The sequence below is a fragment of the Methylosinus sp. H3A genome (assembly GCF_015709455.1).
Classification (GTDB): Bacteria; Pseudomonadota; Alphaproteobacteria; order Rhizobiales; family Beijerinckiaceae; genus Methylosinus.
Genome location: NZ_JADNQW010000005.1, coordinates 446,480 through 468,186 on the forward strand (window position 1 = coordinate 446,480; position 21,707 = coordinate 468,186).

Below are 21,707 nucleotides of genomic sequence, written 5' to 3' on the forward strand. Positions count from 1 at the left end.
GCCTGCTCAGGCGTTCGAATGCTCGGGCTCGGCGTGGGCGGCGTCCCGCGCCGCTTCCGCTCTCTCGTGGCGCGCCGAGCAGAGCTGGGCCACGGCGCAAGAGAGCAGCAGGCCGACGAAAGCGACCGCCGCCATCGCCAGATAGGCGCGCTCGCCGGCCTGGGCGTAGAGCGGCCCCGACAGAAAAGTGAGCAGGCTGTTGCCGCCGGCGATCGCCGCGGCCAGCCAGGCCTGAGATTGCGCGAGGCGCTCCTTGCCGCCGAGCTCGGCGAGCAGATAGGCAGGGCCGATCTGAACCGCCGCGCATGAGGCGCCATGCAGCGCCTGAGCGAAGAAAATCCCATAGGGGCCGGGATCGGCCGACATCAGCAGCCAGCGCAGCACCGCGCCGATCGCGCCGACGAGCAGAAAGGCGCCCGCTTTCGATTCCCCGCCGAACCAGCGCGCCGCCATCAGAAAGGCGACGACCTCGGTGGCGAGCGCCGCCACCCAGGCGAAAGAGACGAAAGTGTCGCTATGGCCCTGCTCTTTCCAATGCAGCGCGCCGAATGTGTTCACCATCGAATGCGAGCTCTGCACCAGCGCCGCGGCGACGATGACCAGCGCCACCAGCTCCGGCCGCGCGATGCGGCCGACCGAGCGCCGCTCCGTTCTCGGTCTAGACGAGCCGAAGCCGATCAGCGAGCCCATGCAGGCGAGGCAGGCGAAGGCTCCCACGGCGGTGAGCAGCCAGACGATGTCTTCCACCGCGAGCGCGCCGGCGACCGGCCCGCTGGCGGCGAGAAAGACCAGGATCGACATGGAGCCCCAGCCGCGCACCCAGGAATAATGCAGCTGCGGCAGGTTCGCCTCTCGCCGGCGCCGCGCCTCGCCGAAAGTGACGCCATCGGCGAGCGGCGCGAGCGGCCCCTGCGCCAGCGCGACCATGGCGCCGGCTACGAGCAGAGCGAAGAAGCCGGAGGAGAGGCCCATCACCGCATAGGCCGCGGCCACGGCGGCCATGCATCCGACGAGCAGCGCGCCATGATCGCCGCGCCGATCGGCGCGTCGCGAGGCGAGCAGCATGGAGCCGATGCGGATGACCGGCTGAACCGCGAGAACGGCGGCGATCTCGAAAGCGTCGAGCCCGCGCGCCGAGAGCCAGATGGAGAAGAACGGCAGCTGGACGCCGATGATGGCGTAAATGGAGGCCTGCAGCAGCGAAAGCCTGAGCTCTGCGTGGCGGCCGACCGCCGACTCGCCGCTCTGAAATTTCGTCAATCGCTCACTCCATCGCGGCGGCTTTGAGAATGCAGACCATCGTCGCATGAGCGACGCTCCGCCCGAGATTGCGGATCACATGCGGACGGTCGCAGCGGTAGCGCAGCGTCTCCCCCGCGCGCACGATCTCCTTGGCGCCGGCGACCTCCACCTCGAGCTCGCCCTCTCGCAAGGACAGGCTCTCGACAGAGCCGCGCTGATGCGCGTCGGATTCCAGAATTCCCCCCGGGTCGGCGGAAAATTCATAACATTGCAGCCATTCGACGGTCTTGATCCAGCCGATGATCTCGAGCCGGCACTTGCCGTCGTCGGAGACGAGAATCGGCGTGTCCGCTCGGCTGGTCTTCTCGAGGAAGGGCTCGTCCTCCGTCGTCTGCAGCACACGCTCGATGGAGACATCGAGGGCCTGGGCGAGGCGCCAGATCGTCGCGAGCGTGGGATTGGTCTCGTTGCGCTCGATCTGGCTGATGATCGATTTGGCGACGCCGGACTGCTGGGAGAGCTCCGACAGCGACAGATTATAGGCCTTGCGCAGACGCTGGACAGTCGCGCCGAGCTGGCCGGACAAAGCCAGCGCTCCCGCTTCCAGAATCTTCTGCTTTTCCCGGCCTTCCACGCCCATCTCGCCTGCTCCGCTCCGCTGCGATCGGATAGATAATCGAATTCGTTCGAAATATCGAACGAGATTTTCACCACAGCGCGGGTCGCCCCGGCCGGTGTCATCGTTACGCAACACGAATCTGGTGGGAAGGAGACGCTGCGGCACAAAAAGAGGCGGGCGCGTCAAAATGACCGCAATCGATTCATTGGCCGATTCGCAGAGCGCCAAGCGCTTCAGGACACTGTTCCTGTCGGATCTCCATCTCGGCACGAGAGGACTTCAAGCCGAGCTTCTGCTCGACTTTCTGAAGCATCACGACGCCGACACCATCTATCTCGTCGGCGACATCGTCGACGGCTGGCGACTGAAGGGCGGCTGGTATTGGCCGCAGGCGCACAATGACGTCGTGCAGAAGCTGCTGCGCAAGGCGCGCAAGGGCGCGCGCGTCGTCTATGTGCCCGGCAATCATGACGAATTCGCCCGCGACTATACGGGCATGGAGTTCGGCGGCGTCGAAGTCGCCGAGACCGATATTCACGAGACCGCCGACGGCAAGAAAATGCTCGTCATTCATGGCGACCAGTTCGACATCGTCGTGCGCCATGCGCGCTGGCTCGCCTTTCTCGGCGACTGGGCCTATGAAGCCGCGCTGTTCGCCAACACCTGGGCCAATCGCGTGCGCCGCGTGTTCGGCGTCGGCTATTGGTCGTTCTCCGCATGGGCCAAGCTGAAGGTGAAGAACGCTGTGAACTTCATCGGCGATTTCGAGCAGACGCTGGCGGCGGAAGCGGCGCGGCGCGGCGTCGACGGCGTCGTCTGCGGCCACATCCATCACGCGACGATCCGGCAGATCGACGGGATGCTCTATGTGAACACCGGCGATTTCGTCGAGAGCTGCACCGCGATCGCCGAGCACGCCGACGGCCGGCTCGAGATCATCTATTGGCACAAGACCGCCGAGGAGCAGGCGGCGGCCGAGGCCGCGGCGCAGCCGCAGGCCGTAACGCAGGCGAGGGCCGCCGCCTGATGCGGATATTGATCGCGACGGACGCCTGGCGTCCGCAAGTCAACGGCGTCGTACGATCCCTGGAGGCGATGGCGAGCGCGGCGAGCGAGCTCGGCGCGTCGATCGATTTCCTGACCCCGCAGGATTTCTCCTCCATCCCAATGCCGACCTATCCGGAGATCCAGCTCGCCTTCGCGACGGCGGGAGCGGTGGCGAAACGGCTGGCGCAGGGCTACGACCATGTCCATATCGCGACCGAAGGGCCGGTGGGGCTGGCGACGCGCGCCTGCTGCCTGCGCCTCGGCCGGCGTTTCACCACGAGCTATCACACGCGCTTTCCCGAATATATTCACGCACGCACGCGGTTGCCGGTCTGCCTGACCTATGCGTTGCTGCGCCGCTTCCACAATAGCGGCGCGGGGACGATGGTCTCGACGCAGACGCTGGCGCAGGAGCTTTCCGCGCGGGGATTCCGCCGACTGATGCGCTGGTCGCGCGGCGTCGATCACGAGCTGTTCCATCCGAGCGCCGCGATCGAGCTCGGCTTCGAGAGCCCGATCTTTCTCTATGCCGGGCGGCTCGCCGTGGAGAAGAATGTCGAGGCTTTTCTCGCGCTCGACCTGCCGGGCACCAAGCTCGTCGCCGGCGACGGGCCGGCGCGGGCGGCGCTCGAGGCGGCCTATCCGAAGGCGCGCTTCCTCGGCTTGAAGACGAGCGAGGAACTGGCGACGCTCTACGCCAGCTCGGATGTGTTCGTCTTCCCGAGCCGCACCGACACTTTTGGGATGGTGCTGCTCGAGGCGATGGCCTGCGGCCTGCCAGTGGCGGCCTTTCCAGTCGCGGGTCCGCTCGATGTCGTGGGCGCGAGCGGCGCCGGCGTGCTGAGCGAAGATTTGCAGGCGGCCTGCCTCGCGGCGACGCAGATCGCGCGCGCCATTCCGCGCGCCCATGCGCTGACCTTCACCTGGGAAGCGAGCGCGCGGCAGTTTCTCGGCAATGTGGCGCTCGCTCATCAGAACGGCGTCGAGGCTGCGGCGGCTCAGGCCGCCGCCGGCAAAGCGGGCTCAGCCAAACAGCCGAAGCTTTTCGTTCAGGGAGAGATGATCGAGCCGTGACAGCGCCACGAGGCGCGGATCGATCGGCCGCGCCGGCGCGGGCTTAGGCCGAGCGATCTCGTCCGGCAGAATCGCGCGGGCGACGAATTCCTCGAACACGATCCCATTGGGCGCCGGCGCTTCGACGATGGTAGGCGCATCCACGAGCGCGATCGTCGGGCGCTCCTCTTCGAGCTGCGCGGCCGTCTCGGGCTCCTCTACGACGGGCGCGGTTTCGATCGGCTCCGCATCGATTGCGAGCGGCTCCGCGCAAATCTCGATCTGCTCGACCTCGATCGGCTCGATCACGCCGGGCGGCTCGGTGAGCTCCACATAATCCGCGACAATCTCGCCAGGCGCGGCTTCCGCGATCACGCGCGGCGTCTCTTCCATCGCCGCCGGCGGCGAATCGAGCAATCTGGAGAATTGCTCCACCAGCGCGTCCGCCTGCGCGCAGAGCGTCGCATCGACGCCGCTGGCGCGCAGCGTCTGCGCGAATTCCTGCGCGCGTTCGACGAGACGGCGCGGCAGACGCCAATCGGCGGCGGCCTCCTGCTCCTCCGCGCGCGCGGCGACGCGCTCCAGCCGATCGACGGCGACGATGAGCCGCTCGGTCTCTTGGGCGCGCTGACGGCGCGCGAACTCGAGCAGGAACCATCGGCCGCGGACGGTCTCCATCACCGCGTCTTCGATTCTCTCATAGTCTTCGGGGTAGAGGCCGGTGGGCGGAGCCGGTAGAGTCATGATCCGTCCTTGCGGAACAAACGCGCCGAATCGCGCATATCCAAGAAAAGGCTGCGACGCCATTTTATGCAAGCGCGAAAACGCTTTCACACGCGTCATGCGAGCGGATCGGCGATGACGAGCCACGGCCAGCGGACGCGAAGGCTCTCCGCTTTGGCGGCGAACAGCTCCAGCCGAAGATTGGCGAGATTGGGCCGCAGCACGCCAGCGAAAAGATCGGCGAGGCGCGCCGGCGCATAGAGCTCGAGGCCGCCGCAAGCATCGCGACGCGCCGCAACGCGCGTGCATTCGATGAGAAAGCGGTCGACGCCATCGGCGCTCGAACGCAGCCGCGGATAGCCCGGCCCGAAACGCTCGCCATACCACAGATGCACGCGCGCCTGATTCTTCAGATCGACGCGCACGGGCAGATCGGCAAACAGCGCGGCCGCGCGGCGAATGTTGCGATCCTCCGCCTCATAGGAGATATCCTCGTCGAAATAGAAGATGTCGTAGTCGAATATGTCCTCGGTCGCCGGGCGGCCGCTGTCGAGGTTCCAGACTGTCTGAAACAGGCAGCCGGCGACGAGCCATGCGTCGGCGAGGCCGAGGCTCGGCAGACGCTCGAGGATCGCCGCATTATTCGGGTTGCGCAGGATCGCGGCGGCGAGGCGCTCCCGCTCATCCGCCTGCCGCGTCGGGGCCGGCGGGAGAAGAGGCGGCGCGCTGCTCATTCGATCCTCCATCGTCGTTCGTCTCGACGCGAGCCTCTTAGGCCTTCGGCGGCTTCATGGTAAGTATCGCGACGAGCGTAACCGGGCGACGCGGCTGCGCGAAAGCTTCGGCGCAGGAGAAACGACATGAGCCTCTCGGCCGAAGAAATCGAGCGCTACGCCCGCCATATCGTGCTGCGCGAGGTCGGCGGCCCCGGCCAGCAGCGGCTGAAGAAGGCGCGTGTGCTCGTCGTCGGCGCGGGCGGCCTAGGGGCGCCGCTGCTGCAATATCTCGCGGCGGCCGGCGTCGGGGCGCTCGGGATCGTCGATGACGACGAGGTCTCGCTCTCCAATCTTCAGCGGCAGGTCATTCACGAGACGACCGCCGTCGGCCGGCTGAAGGTCGACAGCGCGCAGGAGGCGATCCATCGGCTCAATCCGCATGTGCAGGTCGAGCCCCATGCGCTGCGGCTCATGGAGCACAACACGCGCGCGCTCATTGCCTCTTACGACATCGTCGCCGACGGCTCCGATAATTTCGCGACGCGCTATCTCGTCTCCGACGCCTGCTTCTATGAAAAGAAGCCGCTCGTCACCGCGGCCGTCGGCGGCTTCGACGCCTCGCTGACGACACTGCGCCCCTTCGAGACCGACGCCGCGGGTGAGCCCAATCCGACCTATCGCTGTCTCTTCCCCGCCCCGCCGCCGCCGGGTGCCGTGCCGAGCTGCGAGGAGGCGGGCGTGCTCGGCGCGCTGACGGGAATCGTCGGCGCGATGATGGCGCTCGAGGTGATCCGCGAGATCGTCGGCTTCGGCGAGGGGCTCACCGGGCGGCTGCTGCTGATGGACGCCCGGTCCATGCGCTTCGAGACTTTGCGCTACGCCTATGATCCCGACAATCCGCTGTCCGGCGTCAGAGCGCCGCGATGACGGCGATCTCTATCCTGTAGTCCGAAGCCACGAGCTTCGCCTCGACCGTCGCGCGGGCCGGCGGGTTGCTCTTGTCGACCCAGACGTCCCAGACCGAATTCATCTCGGCGAAAGTGGAGATGTCGGCGAGATAGATCGTCGCCGAGAGAATCTTGGCTTTCTCGCTGCCGGCCTCCTGGAGAATCGTGTCGATGAGGCCGAGGATCTCGCGCGTCTGATCGGCGACCGGGCCGCCCTTGGCCGCTTCGGCGACCTGGCCCGCCGTGTAGATCACGCCGCCATGCACGACGGCCTTGCTCATGCGCGCGCCGGCGCCGATCCGCTTGATGGACATTTCCGATTCTCCGAGAGTTGCGAATGTGGGTCCGGGGGATCGCCGCGCCGCCGCGCTCGATAGGGTCTGGCTATATATCGAGTGGAAAGCTCTATCGTAGCGCTACATACACAAAGAGCGGGGACGGCCCTTGCCTCTCCCCACTCTTTGGTACCCGTCCTTTGACCGGACTCGTCGATAGGCGCCATCCGCGAGCATTGGTGTGGAGCGTCTCGCAGATGGGCAGAGTTCCGGCGTCCTCCCCGACTTGGACCTCAGCCAGCGATTGGTCGAACGCATTCTGCGCTCATATGTTTTTAGCCAGCTCGGCGAAGGGGACATTATGACACGCGGGGCGTTTTGTCATCCGAAAAAGCCCGCGGCTGGAATGAAATTGTGCTGACGGCGCCCGCCATCGGGGCAGGCTGTTCTCCGCTTGGGCGACCTGCGCGTCGGCCGCCCAAGCGGGCCGACGCGCCACCCCGCCCGTAAGGGCAGGTCAGAGCGGGATGTTGTCGTGCTTTTTCCAGGGGTTTTCCAACTCCTTGTGGCGCAGCAGCGCGAGCGCGCGGGCGATGCGCTTGCGCGTCGCGCTCGGCATGATCACCTCGTCGATATAGCCGCGCTCGGCGGCGACGAAGGGCGACAGGAAGCGGTCCTCATATTCCTTGGTGCGCTGGGCGATCTTCTCCGCGTCGCCGATATCGGCGCGGAAGATGATCTCGACCGCGCCCTTCGCGCCCATGACGGCGATCTGCGCGGAGGGCCAGGCGTAGTTCACATCGCCACGCAAATGCTTGGAGGCCATGACGTCATAGGCGCCGCCGAAAGCCTTGCGCGTGATCAGCGTCACTTTCGGCACAGTGGCCTCGGCATAGGCGAAGAGCAGCTTCGCGCCATGCTTGATGAGGCCGCCATATTCCTGCGCCGTGCCCGGCAGGAAGCCCGGAACGTCGACGAAAGTGACGATCGGAATATTGAAGCAATCGCAGAAGCGCACGAATCGCGCAGCCTTCTTGGAGGCGTCGATGTCGAGCACGCCGGCCAGCACCATGGGCTGATTGGCGACGAAGCCGACCGTGCGGCCCTCGATGCGGCCGAAGCCGACGACGATGTTCTTGGCGTGCGTCTCCTGAATCTCGAAGAAATCGCCCTCATCGGCGATCTTCGTGATCAGCTCCTTGATATCATAGGGCTTGTTCGGATTGTCTGGAACGAGAGTGTCGAGCGAGGCGTCGAGCCGCTCGGCCTCGTCGAAGCTCGGCCATTCCGGCGGCTCCTCCTTATTGGACGAGGGCAGGAAGTCGATGAGTCGGCGCATCTGCAGCAGCGCCTCGACGTCATTGTCATAGGCCTTGTCGGCGATGGAGCTTTTGGTGGTATGCACCGAGGCGCCGCCGAGCTCCTCGGCCGTCACTGTCTCATTGGTGACGGTCTTCACCACATCCGGGCCGGTGACGAACATATAGCTCGTGTCGCGCACCATGAAGATGAAGTCCGTCATGGCCGGCGAATAGACGTCGCCGCCCGCGCAGGGGCCCATGATGACTGAAATCTGCGGAATGACGCCCGAGGCCAGCACATTGCGCTGAAACACCTCGCCATAGCCGCCGAGCGCCGCGACGCCCTCCTGGATGCGCGCGCCGCCGGCGTCGAACAGGCCGATGATCGGCGCCCTGTTCTTGAGCGCCATATCCTGCAGCTTGGTGATTTTCTGCGCATGGGTCTCGGAGAGAGATCCGCCGAAGACGGTGAAGTCCTTGGCGAAGACGAAGACGGCGCGGCCATTGACCGTGCCCCAGCCGGTGACGACGCCGTCGCCGGAGATTTTCTCGCCCTGGTCCATGCCGAAATCCGCGCAGCGATGCGCGACGAACATGTCGAACTCCTCGAAGGAGCCGTGGTCGAGCAGAAGCTCGATGCGCTCACGCGCGGTGAGCTTGCCGCGTGCATGTTGCGCGTCGATGCGCTTGACGCCGCCGCCGAGACGCGCCGAATCGCGCCGCTGCTCGAGACCATCGATGATATGTTTCATGGAACGACCGATCCTGCCAGTTGAGTGGATGCGCCGACGAGTTCCCCGCTCGCCGGCTCGTTTACAGTTTGGGCGCGCCGAGGCGCCAGCGGGCGATCTCGGCGGCGGAGAGAAGATGGACGCGATCGGGCGAGGTGCGCTCGGCGAGCGCGATCAGATCCCGGCTCACGCCCATGGAGGCGCTGTAGCGGAGAAGCGTGCGGCGCATCCCGCCGTCGTCGTAGCGGCGCTCGCGCAGCACTTCGCCGCTCATCGGATCGACGCCGTCCACATAATTGAACATGCGATGCACGCCGACGCGGCTCTGGCGCGGGATCACCCGCCGGCGGCCGCCCATCAGCGCATAGACGCAGGCGGAATAGCAGCGCCCGGAGACGAGCGCCCCGCCCTCCGATTCGACACGGGCGACGATCACCGCCATGCCCAGCCGGCGCAGCGCCTGGCCGAGCTGCATGGAGGCGACCACGCGGCCGCCGGGCGAGTCGAGGAGGACAATGCCGCGGAGCTCGGTCTCGCGTCCCTGACCACGTAGAAAGCTCACAAAAGCGTCGGCCGAATCTTCGACGATCTCGCCCTCCGCAACGATGACGCGCGGGCAATGATCGCCGCAATGGGCGCTCGCCATTGTCGCGAGACGAAAGGACATCTCCTCGGCATAGGCCGAAGGCGCCGCGAAAAGCGCGGCCAGTGCGAGGAGAAGGACGAAGTTTCGGCTCATGCTCTCGGCGCTGCGTCTCTATCCCCATATGCGGCCAATTCCCGCCCCATCTGCGCCGCCTCTATGCGGCCGAACGACAGGCCGCTCGCGGGTCGTCCCCGGTCATGGCCTGGTGGGCGGTGACGGACTCGAACCGCCGACCCTCTCGGTGTAAACGAGACGCTCTACCAACTGAGCTAACCGCCCGCGCGCCGACCGGGATCGACGCTGCATTGTTTACGGGAGGGCGCCCCCTCCGCGCAAGACGAGTCGCGCAGGGGCGAAAGAAACGACAAAGCCGCCGGCGACGGTCGCGCCCCGGCGGCGAACTGGAATTCCGGTCGAAAGGGGGGAGCGGGGCGGCGGAGCCTGCCTTACTCGGCCTCGTTACTCGGCCTCATCTCTCGGCCTCGTCAACTCGGCGGCCTCACTTGGCCTTGTTGAGAGCCGCTTTGAGAGTGGCGCCGGGCTTGAAGCGGGCGCTCTTGGACGCGGGAATCTTGATTTCTTCGCCGGTCGCGGGATTACGGCCCTTGCCCGCCGCGCGCTTTTTGACCGAGAAGGTGCCGAAACCGACCAGACGCACCTCTTCGCCCTTTTTGAGAGCCAAAGTGATGCCTTCGATCACTGCGTCGATGGCGGCGGCGGCGGCGGCCTTCGAAGTCTCGGTCGCCTCGGCGACATGCTCGACCAGTTCCAATTTATTGACCATGGTCTCATCCCTTCTGCTTCCGCCGGGAGCCGGTCGTCGACACGGGCTGAGCGCCGAAAATCGAGCGGCGTCGAATCGCTGGGACCCGGCACAGGTGAGTGATGTGCCGGAATGTCAGCAAAAGCAAGGGTTAGAAGAAAGCCCGACGCCGGAATCCCTGGAATTCCGGGCGCCCGAGAGCGAGACGATGGGGGAAACGGGCGGAAACCGTGGCTTCGAGCGGCCCGGCCGGAGGGCGGCGGCCCCTCCCCCGCAGCGCAGCCGCGAGGAGAGGGGCCTTAGCCTTCAGTGCGCGCGCACGCCGCTCGCGTCGTCCTCGACGACCTTGGCGGCGATCGGAGGCGCAGGCTCCTCCCAGACGATCGGCGTCGGCTGACGCACGAGCGCATGGGCGAGAACCTCGTCCATGCGCGAGCATGGCACGATCTCGAGACCATTCTTCACCGAGTCCGGAATCTCCGCCAGATCCTTGGCGTTCTCTTCCGGGATCAGCACCTTCTTGAGGCCGCCGCGCAAAGCGGCCAGCAGCTTCTCCTTCAGGCCGCCGATCGGCAGCACACGGCCACGCAGCGTGATCTCGCCGGTCATGGCGATGTCGCGACGAACGGGTATGCCGGTCAGGATCGAGACGATCGTCGTCGCCATGGCCGTGCCGGCCGAGGGGCCATCCTTGGGCGTCGCGCCTTCGGGCACATGCACATGGATGTCGCGGCGGTCGAACAAGGGCGGCTCTATGCCGAAATCGACAGCGCGCGAGCGCACATAGGACGCAGCGGCGGAGATCGACTCCTTCATCACATCCTGAAGATTGCCGGTCACCGTCATCTTGCCCTTGCCGGGCATCATCACACCTTCGATCGTCAGCAGCTCGCCGCCGACGCCGGTGACGGCGAGGCCGGTGACGACGCCCACCTGATCCTCGAGCTCCGCCTCGCCATAGCGATATTTATGGACGCCGAGATAATCGGTGATGTTGTCGTTGGTGACGTGGACCTTCTTGCCCTTCTCCTTGGAGAGCAGAATTTCCTTCACCGCCTTGCGGGCGAGATTGGAGATCTCACGCTCGAGATTGCGAACGCCGGCCTCGCGCGTGTAGCGGCGAACGAGCGTCAGCAAAGCGTCGTCGTCGATCGACCATTCGGCGGCGGCGAGACCATGCTTCTTGACCGCATTGGGGATGAGATGCGCGCGCGCGATCTCGGCCTTCTCGTCCTCCGTATAGCCGGCGATGCGGATGAGCTCCATGCGATCCATCAAGGGCGCAGGAATGTTCAGCGTGTTCGACGTCGTCACGAACATGACATTGGACAGATCGTAGTCGACCTCGAGATAGTGATCGGCGAAGGAGGCGTTCTGCTCCGGATCGAGCACTTCGAGCAGAGCGGAAGACGGATCGCCGCGGAAGTCCATGCCCATCTTGTCGATCTCGTCGAGAAGGAAGAGCGGGTTGGACGTCTTCGCCTTGCGCATCGACTGAATGATCTTGCCGGGCATGGAGCCGATATAGGTGCGCCGATGGCCGCGGATCTCCGCCTCGTCGCGCACGCCGCCGAGCGACATGCGCACGAACTCGCGGCCCGTCGCCTTGGCGATCGACTTGCCGAGCGAGGTCTTGCCGACGCCGGGCGGGCCGACGAGGCACAAGATCGGGCCGGTCAGCTTATTGGCTCGGCTCTGCACGGCGAGATATTCGAGGATGCGCTCCTTGACCTTGTCGAGACCGAAGTGATCGGAGTCGAGAACGGCCTGCGCCTGCTCGAGATCGCGCTTGATCTTCGACTTCTTGCCCCAGGGCAGCGCCAGCACCCAATCGAGATAATTGCGCACCACCGTCGCTTCCGCGGACATGGGCGACATTTGACGCAGCTTCTTGAATTCGGCGACCGCCTTGTCGCGCGCCTCCTTCGAAAGCTTGGTGTTCTTGATGCGCTCCTCGAGCTCGGCGAGATCGTCCTTGCCGTCCTCGTCGCCGAGCTCCTTCTGGATCGCCTTCATCTGCTCGTTGAGATAGTACTCGCGCTGCGTCTTCTCCATCTGGCGCTTGACGCGCGTGCGAATGCGCTTCTCCACCTGCAGCACGGAGATCTCGCTCTCCATCAGAGCGAGGCACTTCTCGAGACGCTTGGCGACCGAGATCGTCTCCAGCACATCCTGCTTCTCGGCGATCTTCACCGAGAGATGCGAGGCGACAGTGTCGGCGAGCTTGGAGAAATCGTCGATTTGCGTGACCGCCGCGGCGATCTCCGGCGAGACTTTCTTGTTGAGCTTCACGTAAGAGTCGAATTCGGCGATGACCGAACGGCCGAGCGCCTCGACTTCGACAGGCTGATCGACCTCGTCGCCGAGCGTCTCGGCGTCCGCCTCGTGATACTCGTCGATGCGCGTATAGTTGCGCACTTTGGCGCGCGCGACGCCCTCGACCAGCACTTTGACCGTGCCGTCGGGAAGCTTCAGCAGCTGAAGAACAGAAGCGAGCGTGCCGATCGAATAGATCGCGTCGGCGGCCGGGTCATCATCGCCGGCGTTCTTTTGCGTCGCGAGCAGAATGAGTCGCTCCGACTTCGTCACCTCTTCCAGAGCGCGGATCGACTTGTCGCGCGCGACGAAGAGCGGAACGATCATATGCGGAAAGACCACTATGTCGCGCAACGGCAGAACCGGATAACTCTCGATCGCGCCGGGAACTATGGAATTGCGCTTTTCGTTCGTCATTTCTTTTTTCCTGTTCCGTTTCGCTCCCCGCCGAAGCGGGGCGAGGCGACGCTCTGACGCAAAGGGACGCTTCTGACGTAAAAGGGACGCTTGCAAGTTCCGGGCCCGACGCTCGGGCGGATAATCCGCCTTCGGTAGAGAGACCCGCTCACGCACGAACGGCGTCGAAGGCGATTACGCAACAAATGGGCCTAGTGGCAGAACGATTCAAGATACTGGAAAAACAGACGCATGCGGCAGGTTGGGCGGGAGCTGCGAAAGAGTTGGCGCTCCCCCGCCCAAAAAAGCGTCAGGCGCTGGCGCCGCTCTTTTCGCTACGCTCGGCGTAGATATAGAGCGGGCGCGCCTTGCCCTCGACAACCTCGGGTCCGATGACGACCTGCTCGACGCCCTCGAGGCCCGGCAGCTCGAACATGGTGTCGAGCAGAATGCCCTCCATGATGGAGCGCAGGCCGCGCGCGCCGGTGTGGCGCTCGATCGCCTTGCGGGCGACGGAAGAGAGCGCCTCGTCCTGGAAGGTGAGCTCGGTGCTCTCCATCTCGAACAGCCGCTGATACTGCTTGACCAGCGCATTCTTCGGCTCGGTGAGGATGCGCTTCAGCGCCTCCTCGTCCAGATCCTCGAGCGTCGCGATCACCGGCAGACGGCCGACGAATTCGGGGATGAGGCCGAATTTCAGCAGATCCTCGGGCTGCACATGACGGAAGATGTCGCCGGTGCGGCGCTCGTCCGGCGCCTGCACATTGGCGCCGAAGCCGATGGAGGTGCCCCGACCGCGCGAGGAGATGATCTTCTCAAGGCCGGCGAAGGCGCCGCCGCAGATGAAGAGAATATTGGTCGTGTCGACCTGCAGGAACTCCTGCTGCGGATGCTTGCGCCCACCCTGCGGCGGCACAGAGGCGATGGTGCCTTCCATGATCTTCAGCAGCGCCTGCTGCACGCCCTCGCCCGACACATCGCGCGTGATCGACGGATTGTCGGATTTGCGCGAGATCTTGTCGATCTCGTCGACATAGACGATGCCGCGCTGCGCGCGCTCGACATTGTAGTCGGATGCCTGCAGCAGCTTGAGGATGATGTTCTCGACATCCTCGCCGACATAGCCCGCCTCGGTCAGCGTCGTCGCGTCCGCCATGGTGAAGGGCACGTCGAGAATGCGCGCAAGCGTCTGAGCCAGCATCGTCTTGCCGACGCCCGTCGGGCCGATCAGCAGAATGTTGGATTTCGCCAGCTCGACGTCGCCATGCTTGGCGGCGTGATTGAGGCGCTTGTAGTGATTATGCACGGCGACCGACAGCACGCGCTTGGCCTGCGCCTGGCCGATCACATAATCATCGAGAACCTTGCAGATCTCCCGCGGCGTCGGAATGCCGTCGCGCTGCTTGACGATGGACTTGTTCTCCTCGCGGATGATGTCCATGCAGAGCTCGACGCATTCGTCGCAGATGAAGACCGTCGGACCAGCGATGAGCTTGCGCACCTCATGCTGGCTCTTGCCACAAAATGAGCAGTAGAGCGTGTTCTTCGAATCGCTGCTGCCGACCTTGCTCATGTCTCGTCTCCTGACCGATCGGCCCGCTGTGGCGAATCGAACCAACCTCACTCGATATCAGCGAGGGCCTAACAAAAGGTGCAAACGGGCTTTGGCCCGCCGCTCTCCCCGTCCCCCAGCTTCCGGCGTCTACCGCGGATGCCAGTCTATAAGTCCCGGCCCGCAATGCAACCACGACGCCCGCATATAAATCAAGCAAGAATCGCGCCTTGGGAAGGGGCCCTGCGCCTTTTCCGGGCGCCACTCCTTCTAAAGAGTAAATTTCCTGAAAATCAAGGCCTTGACCCCAGGCGTCGCCGGTCGTGCGACAGTCTCGAGACGTTACGTTCTCAGTTTTTTGGCGACAGGATTCAAGCGGAGCCTGTACGCATCCGGCATTCCCGAGCCGAGCAGAGGACGCAGATAAAGCCGGAAGGCGTCAGTGACATCCGTGCCGTCCGCGGTCAGAAACTCGGCCGGCATCACCTTGGTCTTGCCGGCGACCTCCACGAGCGGCGTGAGCCGATAATCCACAGAGTAGAATCCCGTGCGGTGAATCGTCACGGAGCCGTCGCGATCGCCCCACAGCGCGAACTGCACCGCCTTCTCGCCGACCTCGCGCGCCTCGCGCTGATCCACATCGGAGACGCAGCCGACGAAGCTGCGCTGCACATAGCCGAAAGTATCGGCCCGCACGCGCTTCAAGCCGAGCTTGGTCTTGACGAGCTCGGTCAGCATGTCGGCGAGAGCGCCTCCGCCCAGATGCACATTGCCATGCGCGTCCTTCTCCACCTGCTCGGCGAGCTTGGCCGCGATCGGCGTATGGTTCTCGTCGGAAATTCCCTCCGAAACCGCCACGACGCAGCGCCCATATTTGTCCATCGTCGCTTTGACGTCGGCGAGGAAGCGCTCCGTGTCGAAGGCGCGCTCGGGCACATAGATGAGATGCGGCCCGTCGTCCGGGAATTTCTTGCCGAGCGCGGAAGCCGCGGTGAGAAAGCCCGCATGGCGGCCCATCACCACGGCGATATAGACGCCGGGCAGCGCCCAATTATCGAGATTGGCGCCGGCGAAGGCCTGCGCGACCCAGCGCGCCGCGGAGGGAAAGCCCGGCGTGTGATCATTGATCATCAGATCATTGTCGATCGTCTTGGGAATGTGAACGACGCGCAGCGGATAATCGGCCTTGATCGCTTCCTCGGAAACGATGCGCACCGTGTCGGAGCTGTCGTTCCCGCCTATATAGAAGAAGCAGCCGATCTCATGCGCGCGCAGCACCTCGAAGATCTCGTGGCAATATTTGAGATCGGGCTTGTCGCGCGTCGAGCCGAGCGCGGAGGACGGCGTGCAGGCGACCATCTCGAGATTATGAGTCGTCTCCTGCGTCAGATCGACGAAATTCTCATTCACGATTCCGCGCACGCCGTGATAGGCGCCATAGACGCGCTCGACCGCACGGAACTTGCGCGACTCGAGCACGGCGCCGACGAGCGACTGATTGATGACGGCGGTCGGTCCGCCGCCCTGCGCGATGAGGACTTTGGAGAAATCGATCTTCGACACGGATTGGCTCCAGTAGCAGCGGAAAATTGCGACGCGAATAGCGAAATAGCCAATAGCGAGTAGCGGCTATTCGCTATTCGCCACTCGCAATTCGCTCACACCAGCGCACCGTGACAGTGCTTGAATTTCTTGCCCGAGCCACAGGGACAGGGCTCATTGCGGCCGACCTTGCCCCAGGTCGCGGGATTGGCGGGATCGCGCGCCGCCTCCGCCTCCGCCGCGCCGCCGCCGATCGCCTGGGATGAAAAATCCGCAGCGGCGAGGCGGGCGTTGAGATCGGCGAGCGCGCTCTCTCCGCCGCCCGCGGCGTTCGGGTCCGGATGCACATATTCCATGGGCGGCAGCTCGGCCGGGGCCGGCGGCGCCTCGAAGGACACCTCGACGCGCATCAGCTGCGAGGTGACCGTCTCGTCCCAATGCGTCATCAGGCTGCGGAACAGATCCAGCGCCTCGGATTTATATTCGTTGAGCGGATCGCGCTGCGCCATGCCGCGCCAGCCGATCACTTGGCGAAGATGATCGAGCACGACGAGATGGTCGCGCCACAGATGATCGAGCGCCTGCAGCACGACCTGCTTCTCGATCATGCGCGAGAGCTGCTCCGTGTTACGCTCGACTCGCTCGGCGTAGGACTGGTTCGCCGCGGTGAGCAGACGCTCCTTGATCTCCTCGTCGGCGATGCCCTCTTCCTTCGCCCAATCCTCGATCGGCAGATCGAGATTGAGCTGCGCGCGCGCCGCCTCGGCAAGGCCTTCGACGTCCCAGGCTTCGGCATAAGCGTCATGCGGAATATGCTTGGCGACGAGTTCGACGACGACGTCCTCGCGCATCTCGTTCACCGCCTCCTCGACGCTCTCCTCCGCCATGATCTCGCGCCGGCGCTCGAAGATGACCTTGCGCTGGTCGTTCATGACATTGTCGAATTTGAGGATGTTCTTGCGGATATCGAAGTTGCGCGCCTCGACCTTGTGCTGCGCCTTCTCCAGCGCCTTGTTGATCCAGGGATGGACGATCGCCTCGCCCTCCTGCAGGCCGAGCTTCACCAGCATGCTCTCCATGCGCTCGGAGCCGAAGATGCGCATGAGATCGTCCTGCAGCGACAGGAAGAATTTCGAGCGGCCGGGATCGCCCTGACGGCCCGAGCGGCCGCGCAGCTGATTGTCGATGCGCCGGCTCTCGTGGCGCTCCGTGCCGATGATGTAGAGTCCGCCGGCGGCGAGCGCCTTTTCCTTGAAATCGGCGATCTCGGCGCGAATCTCGGCCTCCTTCGCCTCGCGAGCGGCGCCCTCGAGCCCGGCATATTCCTGCGCGACGCGCATCTCTATATTGCCGCCGAGCTGAATGTCGGTGCCGCGACCGGCCATATTGGTGGCGATGGTGATCGCGCCCGGCACGCCCGCCTCGGCGACGATATAGGCCTCCTGCTCGTGGAAGCGCGCGTTGAGCACGGCGAATTGCCGCGACGGCTGGCCGCTGCGCGCCGCCTCATAGAGCTTGGCGAGCGCCTTGGCCGGCTCGGAGAAGTCGATCTGCTTATAGCCCTTGGAGAGCAGGAATTCGGCGAGCTGCTCGGACTTCTCGATCGACGTCGTGCCGACGAGCAGCGGCTGCATCTTGGCGTTCGCCTCCTCGATCTCGCGCGCGATGGCGTCGAGCTTCTCGCGGCCGGTGCGATAGACCTCGTCGTCCTCGTCTATGCGCTGCACCGGGCGATTGGTCGGAATCTCGACGACGTCGAGCTTATAGATCTCGGCGAACTCGTCGGCTTCCGTCGAGGCCGTGCCGGTCATGCCGGCGAGCTTCTCGTAGAGGCGGAAATAATTCTGGAAGGTGATGGAGGCGAGCGTGACATTCTCCGGCTGGACGGCCTGCCGCTCCTTGGCCTCGAGCGCCTGATGCAGCCCTTCCGAATAACGACGGCCGGGCATCATGCGGCCGGTGAATTCGTCGATGATGACGACCTCGCCCTTACGGACGATGTAATCCTTGTCGCGCTGGAACAGCTTGTGCGCGCGCAAGGCCTGGTTCACATGATGGACCAGCGTGACGTTCTGCGCCTCATAGAGCGCGCCATCGGCGAGCACGCCGGCCTCGGCCAGCAGCTCTTCCATATGCTCATTGCCGATTTCCGTCAGATTGACGGTGCGCTGCTTCTCGTCGAGCTCGTAGTCTTCCTTGTCGAGCTTGGGGAGCAGCTTGTCGATCGCATTATAAAGATCGGATTTGTCGTCCGAATGGCCCGAGATGATGAGCGGCGTGCGCGCCTCGTCGATGAGGATCGAATCCACTTCGTCGACGATGGCGTAGGCATGCGGGCGCTGCACCATCTGCGCCAGCTCGTATTTCATATTGTCGCGCAGATAGTCGAAGCCGAATTCGTTGTTGGTGCCGTAGGTGATGTCGCAGCGATAGGCGTCGGCGCGCTCCTCGTCCGATATGTCGTGGACGATGACGCCGACGCTGAGGCCCAGGAATCGATAGACCCGGCCCATCCATTCGGCGTCGCGGCGGGCGAGATAGTCGTTGACGGTGACGACATGGACGCCGCGGCCGACCAACGCGTTGAGATAGACGGCGAGCGTCGCGACCAGCGTCTTGCCCTCGCCGGTGCGCATCTCGGCGATGGCGCCCTCGTGGAGGACCATGCCGCCGATGAGCTGCACGTCGAAATGCCTCTGGCCGAGCACGCGCTTGGCCGCCTCTCGGACGGTGGCGAAGGCCGGGACCAGCAGATCGTCGAGCCGCGCGCCGTTCGCGAGTTGTTCGCGGAACTCCTCGGTGCGCCCGCGCAGCGCCTCATCCGACAAAACAGCGAGCTCGGGTTCCAAAGCGTTGATCGCCTTGACCTTCGGCTGATAGGTCTTGAGCCGGCGGTCGTTGGCCGAGCCGAAAATCTTCTTGGCGAGAGCGCCGAGCATGCGCAAACCTTTCTAGATGAGCCTCCGGCGAGGAGCCGGCGGAGGCCGCCTTTTCGCACATGTTCCTTTCGATTTGCCAATTTCTTTTCGAAAGGTCGGCGGGCGCGGCCGTGCGCTCGCGCTCGCGTCTGCGGCGCGGCGACGGCCGAGAGATAAGAGGCGGCCGAACCCTTGTCAATGTAAGGGCGCGGCGAAATCAGGGCTCCGAATCGGGCTGACGAGCAGGCATGTTTGCAGCGTCATGGCCGCGCTCGTCGCGGCCATCCACGCCGCGACCTCTCCGAAAGCCTAAGAACATGAGCGGAACCGCGCAGCCCCCGCGTGTCGCGATGTCCTGGCGTGGATGCCCGGACATTCTGGAGCGCGAAGCCCGCCTTGCCGCGCTGGACGTCGCGATTGCCCGAGGCACTGCCCCGCGGAGGAAGGGTGAAGGGATCGCGGATCCCTCACTCCGGCGCCTCCTCGATCCGCCGGAACGGCGTCGGCAGCCGGCCCTGCTCCAAGAGTCTCGAGAACAGCCGCAGCCCGGCCGGCTCATTGCCATTGGGATGGACGAGCACGATCGAGCCGTCCCGTGGCGGCGGCGACAGCACCAGCCAAGCGTCCGCCCCCAGCGCGATCAAATGCCGGAGTCGCAGTTCCTCCATCAGCCGGGCGTCGGCGACGAGGCCGGGGAAACGGAAAAACACCGAGGGCGTCGCGCCGCGCTCGATCAGCAGCCGCTCGACCCGGAAAATCTCGGCGTCGATGTCGACTCCCGGCCGCAGGAGATAATTCTGCGCATCGGCGAGGCGGGGAACATAAGGGTGGCTGTAGGAATGGCCGACCCAGGCGATTCGCAACGTCCCGCTCGCAGCCTCATCCATCAGCCAATCGAAATCCGCCCCATGGCGCTCCAGCCATAGGCCGGAGACCGAGAGCGCCAGCGGCGCGCCCGGAACGACATCGGCGAGACGGCGCAAGAACTCGCGATCCAGCGGCCTCCGGCTCGGGCAGAGATCGCCGGTGAGAAACGAGCCCGCCCCGGCCCCATGGCCGAGCCCGGCGCTGGTCGAGAGGCTGCGCCCCACGGCGGCGAGGCGCGGCTCGTCGGGGTCGCCCGGCCGCGGCCGCAGCGCGCGGAGAAAGCGCGTCTCCATCTGCGCCGCCTCCGTCGTTTCCAGGCAGCGCCAGGCACTCTCGGCCTCGAGGCTCGTCTCGAGCGTCGCAGGATCGACCGTGAGCGCGACGGCCTCTCCATCGAGCCTCATGCGGCGGATGGCGAGGCGCGTCTCGCCGGCGGGTCCATGGCATTCGAGAAAGGCAGGCCGATAATCTGCGAGACGCCGCGCCGCCTCGCGCGCCTCGGCGCGCGGCGCGATTGCGGCGAGAGCGGCGAGCGCCCAGAATAAAATCGCCGCGTCCCTTCGCGGGCGCGCGCTCATTCGCGGGGGATGACCCATGACCGAGAAAACTCCTCCCGAAACAACCCCCGCCGCGGAAACGCTCGCCGTCGTCTTCCACGACCTCGCCCGCGAAAGTCCCGCCGTCGCGGCGGCGCTCGGCGGCGAGATCGCCGCCCGCTTCCGTCCCCGCGACGAGGCGCCCTTCTCCATCGTCGCCCATGACGAGAAGGGCGCGCTGATCGGCGGCCTCAACGGCGTCTTCCACTGGCGCTGGCTCTATATAAGGCATTTATGGGTCTCGCCGGAGCGTCGCGGCATCGGCCTCGGAACCGCTTTGCTACGCCGCGCCGAGGCGGAGGCGCGCTCACGCTCCTGCCTCGGTCTCTATATCGACAGTTTCGACCCCCGCGCCGCGGCGCTCTACGAGCGGTTCGGCTTCACCCGCTTCGGCGAGATCGCCGATTTTCCGCCCGGCCACAACCGCATGTTCTTCTCCAAGAGGATCGCCGACGCATGAGCGCCGCCGAGATGACCGCCATGGTCCTGCGGCGGCCCGGGACGCCGCTCGAGGCCGAGCGCCGACCCCTGCCCCAGCCCGGCGCCGGCGAATTGCTGCTCGAGGTCGAGGCCTGCGGCGTCTGCCGAACCGATCTCCATGTCGTCGACGGCGAGCTCACGCATCCCAAGCTGCCCATCGTCCCCGGCCATGAGATCGTCGGCCGCGTGGCCGCGATCGGCGCCGGCGTCTCGGGCTTCGCTCTTCGAGAGCGCGTCGGCGTCCCCTGGCTCGGCCATACTTGCGGCTGCTGCCCCTATTGCGCCAGCGGGCGCGAGAATCTCTGCGACGATCCGCTCTTCACCGGCTACACGCGCGACGGCGGCTATGCGACCCGTACGGTCGCCGACGCCTCCTATTGCTTTCCGCTGCCGTCCGATGGCGATGCGGCGACTCTGGCGCCGCTGCTCTGCGCCGGGCTCATCGGCTGGCGCTCGCTGAAGATGACCGGCGACGCGCGCGACATCGGCATTTACGGCTTCGGCGCCGCGGCGCATATCGTCGCGCAAGTCGCGATCGCGCAGGGCCGGCGCATCTTCGCCTTCGTGCGGCCGGGCGACGCCGCGGCGCGCGAATTCGCGCTCTCGCTCGGCGCCGTCTGGGCCGGCGGCTCCGACGAGGCGGCGCCGGAAAAGCTCGACGCCACGATCATCTTCGCGCCGGTCGGCGCGCTGGTTCCGCGCGCGCTCGCAGCGGTGCGCAAGGGCGGAATCGTCGTCTGCGGCGGCATTCACATGAGCGACATTCCCGCCTTCCCCTATTCGCTGCTGTGGGAGGAGCGCCGGCTCGTCTCGGTCGCCAATCTCACGCGCGAGGACGCGCGCGAATTTCTCGCGCTCGCGCCGCGGGTCGGAATCGACACGCATGTCGTGCGCTATCCGCTCGCCGCCGCGAACGAGGCGCTCGCGGATTTGCGCGAAGGTCGGCTTCAAGGCGCGGCGGTGCTGATTCCGTAAAG

The 21,707-nt window shown here is 65.4% G+C and carries 18 protein-coding genes and 1 tRNA gene; 5 read left to right on the forward strand and 14 right to left on the reverse strand.

Annotated elements, in window-relative coordinates; all coding sequences use genetic code 11:
• Positions 1 to 6 precede the first annotated feature (6 nt).
• A complete protein-coding gene (locus IY145_RS05195) occupies positions 7 to 1,260 on the reverse strand; it encodes an MFS transporter (RefSeq protein WP_196407232.1) in 1,254 nt (417 codons plus the stop codon).
• A gap of 4 nt (positions 1,261 to 1,264) precedes the next feature.
• Positions 1,265 to 1,882 (reverse strand): helix-turn-helix domain-containing protein, encoded by a 618-nt coding sequence (locus IY145_RS05200; RefSeq protein ID WP_196407233.1) that lies wholly within the window; start codon positions 1,880 to 1,882, stop codon positions 1,265 to 1,267.
• 166 nt (positions 1,883 to 2,048) lie between these two features.
• Here IY145_RS05200 and IY145_RS05205 point away from each other — a divergent pair, with 166 nt between their 5' ends.
• Together IY145_RS05205 and IY145_RS05210 are read left to right on the forward strand one after the other, a co-directional pair.
• Complete coding sequence (locus IY145_RS05205; protein WP_196407234.1) at positions 2,049 to 2,888, forward strand: UDP-2,3-diacylglucosamine diphosphatase; 840 nt, start codon at positions 2,049 to 2,051, stop codon at positions 2,886 to 2,888.
• Positions 2,888 to 3,982, forward strand: coding sequence for a glycosyltransferase family 1 protein (locus IY145_RS05210; RefSeq protein ID WP_196407235.1), 1,095 nt, complete (start codon positions 2,888 to 2,890; stop codon positions 3,980 to 3,982). Before IY145_RS05205 ends, IY145_RS05210 begins: the two co-directional genes overlap by 1 nt.
• On the opposite strand, the gene IY145_RS05215 is transcribed toward IY145_RS05210, so the two are convergent.
• Together IY145_RS05215 and IY145_RS05220 are read right to left on the reverse strand one after the other, a co-directional pair.
• Positions 3,932 to 4,705: a hypothetical protein gene (locus tag IY145_RS05215; RefSeq protein WP_196407236.1), complete on the reverse strand. Its 774-nt coding sequence runs from the start codon at positions 4,703 to 4,705 to the stop codon at positions 3,932 to 3,934. The two genes, IY145_RS05210 and IY145_RS05215, sit on opposite strands and share 51 nt — an antisense overlap.
• 95 nt (positions 4,706 to 4,800) lie before the next feature.
• On the reverse strand, positions 4,801 to 5,418 hold the full coding sequence (locus IY145_RS05220) for a nucleotidyltransferase family protein (protein ID WP_196407237.1): 618 nt from the start codon (positions 5,416 to 5,418) through the stop codon (positions 4,801 to 4,803).
• Between the two features lie 126 nt (positions 5,419 to 5,544).
• Here IY145_RS05220 and IY145_RS05225 point away from each other — a divergent pair, with 126 nt between their 5' ends.
• Complete coding sequence (locus IY145_RS05225) at positions 5,545 to 6,327, forward strand: molybdopterin-synthase adenylyltransferase MoeB (protein ID WP_196407238.1); 783 nt, start codon at positions 5,545 to 5,547, stop codon at positions 6,325 to 6,327.
• Here the strand turns inward: IY145_RS05225 and IY145_RS05230 are convergent.
• From IY145_RS05230 to IY145_RS05275, 10 genes are all read right to left on the reverse strand, one after another.
• Positions 6,311 to 6,661 carry a RidA family protein gene (locus IY145_RS05230; RefSeq protein WP_196407239.1) on the reverse strand — a complete coding sequence of 117 codons (351 nt, stop codon included), beginning with the start codon at positions 6,659 to 6,661 and terminating at the stop codon, positions 6,311 to 6,313. The two genes, IY145_RS05225 and IY145_RS05230, sit on opposite strands and share 17 nt — an antisense overlap.
• A gap of 478 nt (positions 6,662 to 7,139) precedes the next feature.
• Positions 7,140 to 8,675 carry an acyl-CoA carboxylase subunit beta gene (locus IY145_RS05235; RefSeq protein ID WP_196407240.1) on the reverse strand — a complete coding sequence of 512 codons (1,536 nt, stop codon included), beginning with the start codon at positions 8,673 to 8,675 and terminating at the stop codon, positions 7,140 to 7,142.
• Positions 8,676 to 8,736: 61 nt separating this feature from the next.
• The gene (locus IY145_RS05240; RefSeq protein ID WP_196407241.1) at positions 8,737 to 9,393 is read right to left on the reverse strand and encodes a hypothetical protein; all 657 of its coding nucleotides are present in this window, start codon (positions 9,391 to 9,393) and stop codon (positions 8,737 to 8,739) included.
• A 110-nt stretch (positions 9,394 to 9,503) separates the two neighbouring features.
• Positions 9,504 to 9,579 (reverse strand) — tRNA-Val (locus tag IY145_RS05245).
• 220 nt (positions 9,580 to 9,799) lie between these two features.
• Positions 9,800 to 10,084, reverse strand: a complete 285-nt coding sequence (locus IY145_RS05250; protein WP_196407242.1) for an HU family DNA-binding protein — start codon at positions 10,082 to 10,084, stop codon at positions 9,800 to 9,802.
• A gap of 285 nt (positions 10,085 to 10,369) precedes the next feature.
• On the reverse strand, positions 10,370 to 12,796 hold the full coding sequence (lon, locus tag IY145_RS05255) for an endopeptidase La (protein ID WP_196407243.1): 2,427 nt from the start codon (positions 12,794 to 12,796) through the stop codon (positions 10,370 to 10,372).
• Positions 12,797 to 13,085: 289 nt separating this feature from the next.
• On the reverse strand, positions 13,086 to 14,348 hold the full coding sequence (gene clpX / locus IY145_RS05260) for an ATP-dependent Clp protease ATP-binding subunit ClpX (protein WP_196407244.1): 1,263 nt from the start codon (positions 14,346 to 14,348) through the stop codon (positions 13,086 to 13,088).
• A gap of 321 nt (positions 14,349 to 14,669) precedes the next feature.
• Positions 14,670 to 15,890 (reverse strand): 6-phosphofructokinase, encoded by a 1,221-nt coding sequence (locus IY145_RS05265; protein ID WP_196407245.1) that lies wholly within the window; start codon positions 15,888 to 15,890, stop codon positions 14,670 to 14,672.
• Between the two features lie 95 nt (positions 15,891 to 15,985).
• Complete coding sequence (secA, locus tag IY145_RS05270) at positions 15,986 to 18,808, reverse strand: preprotein translocase subunit SecA (RefSeq protein WP_196407246.1); 2,823 nt, start codon at positions 18,806 to 18,808, stop codon at positions 15,986 to 15,988.
• Positions 18,809 to 19,254: 446 nt separating this feature from the next.
• Positions 19,255 to 20,250 carry a polysaccharide deacetylase gene (locus IY145_RS05275; RefSeq protein WP_246721791.1) on the reverse strand — a complete coding sequence of 332 codons (996 nt, stop codon included), beginning with the start codon at positions 20,248 to 20,250 and terminating at the stop codon, positions 19,255 to 19,257.
• Between IY145_RS05275 and IY145_RS05280 the strand changes: the two genes are divergently transcribed.
• On the forward strand, positions 20,249 to 20,710 hold the full coding sequence (locus IY145_RS05280; RefSeq protein ID WP_196407247.1) for a GNAT family N-acetyltransferase: 462 nt from the start codon (positions 20,249 to 20,251) through the stop codon (positions 20,708 to 20,710). The two genes, IY145_RS05275 and IY145_RS05280, sit on opposite strands and share 2 nt — an antisense overlap.
• Positions 20,711 to 20,721: 11 nt before the next feature.
• Complete coding sequence (locus tag IY145_RS05285; protein WP_196410411.1) at positions 20,722 to 21,705, forward strand: zinc-dependent alcohol dehydrogenase family protein; 984 nt, start codon at positions 20,722 to 20,724, stop codon at positions 21,703 to 21,705.
• The last annotated feature ends 2 nt before the right edge of the window (positions 21,706 to 21,707 follow it).

What these genes read in the sequence shown, in the direction of transcription:
- IY145_RS05215 (WP_196407236.1), bottom strand. Translation starts at nt 4,705, where the DNA reads ATGACTCTACCGGCTCCGCCCACCGGCCTCTACCCCGAAGACTATGAG.
- IY145_RS05235 (WP_196407240.1), bottom strand. Translation starts at nt 8,675, where the DNA reads ATGAAACATATCATCGATGGTCTCGAGCAGCGGCGCGATTCGGCGCGT.
- secA (WP_196407246.1), bottom strand. Translation starts at nt 18,808, where the DNA reads ATGCTCGGCGCTCTCGCCAAGAAGATTTTCGGCTCGGCCAACGACCGC.
- clpX (WP_196407244.1), bottom strand. Translation starts at nt 14,348, where the DNA reads ATGAGCAAGGTCGGCAGCAGCGATTCGAAGAACACGCTCTACTGCTCA.
- IY145_RS05230 (WP_196407239.1), bottom strand. Translation starts at nt 6,661, where the DNA reads ATGTCCATCAAGCGGATCGGCGCCGGCGCGCGCATGAGCAAGGCCGTC.
- IY145_RS05280 (WP_196407247.1), top strand. Translation starts at nt 20,249, where the DNA reads ATGACCGAGAAAACTCCTCCCGAAACAACCCCCGCCGCGGAAACGCTC.
- IY145_RS05250 (WP_196407242.1), bottom strand. Translation starts at nt 10,084, where the DNA reads ATGGTCAATAAATTGGAACTGGTCGAGCATGTCGCCGAGGCGACCGAG.
- IY145_RS05275 (WP_246721791.1), bottom strand. Translation starts at nt 20,250, where the DNA reads ATGGGTCATCCCCCGCGAATGAGCGCGCGCCCGCGAAGGGACGCGGCG.
- IY145_RS05210 (WP_196407235.1), top strand. Translation starts at nt 2,888, where the DNA reads ATGCGGATATTGATCGCGACGGACGCCTGGCGTCCGCAAGTCAACGGC.
- IY145_RS05240 (WP_196407241.1), bottom strand. Translation starts at nt 9,393, where the DNA reads ATGAGCCGAAACTTCGTCCTTCTCCTCGCACTGGCCGCGCTTTTCGCG.
- IY145_RS05225 (WP_196407238.1), top strand. Translation starts at nt 5,545, where the DNA reads ATGAGCCTCTCGGCCGAAGAAATCGAGCGCTACGCCCGCCATATCGTG.
- IY145_RS05205 (WP_196407234.1), top strand. Translation starts at nt 2,049, where the DNA reads ATGACCGCAATCGATTCATTGGCCGATTCGCAGAGCGCCAAGCGCTTC.
- IY145_RS05220 (WP_196407237.1), bottom strand. Translation starts at nt 5,418, where the DNA reads ATGAGCAGCGCGCCGCCTCTTCTCCCGCCGGCCCCGACGCGGCAGGCG.
- lon (WP_196407243.1), bottom strand. Translation starts at nt 12,796, where the DNA reads ATGACGAACGAAAAGCGCAATTCCATAGTTCCCGGCGCGATCGAGAGT.
- IY145_RS05200 (WP_196407233.1), bottom strand. Translation starts at nt 1,882, where the DNA reads ATGGGCGTGGAAGGCCGGGAAAAGCAGAAGATTCTGGAAGCGGGAGCG.
- IY145_RS05285 (WP_196410411.1), top strand. Translation starts at nt 20,722, where the DNA reads ATGACCGCCATGGTCCTGCGGCGGCCCGGGACGCCGCTCGAGGCCGAG.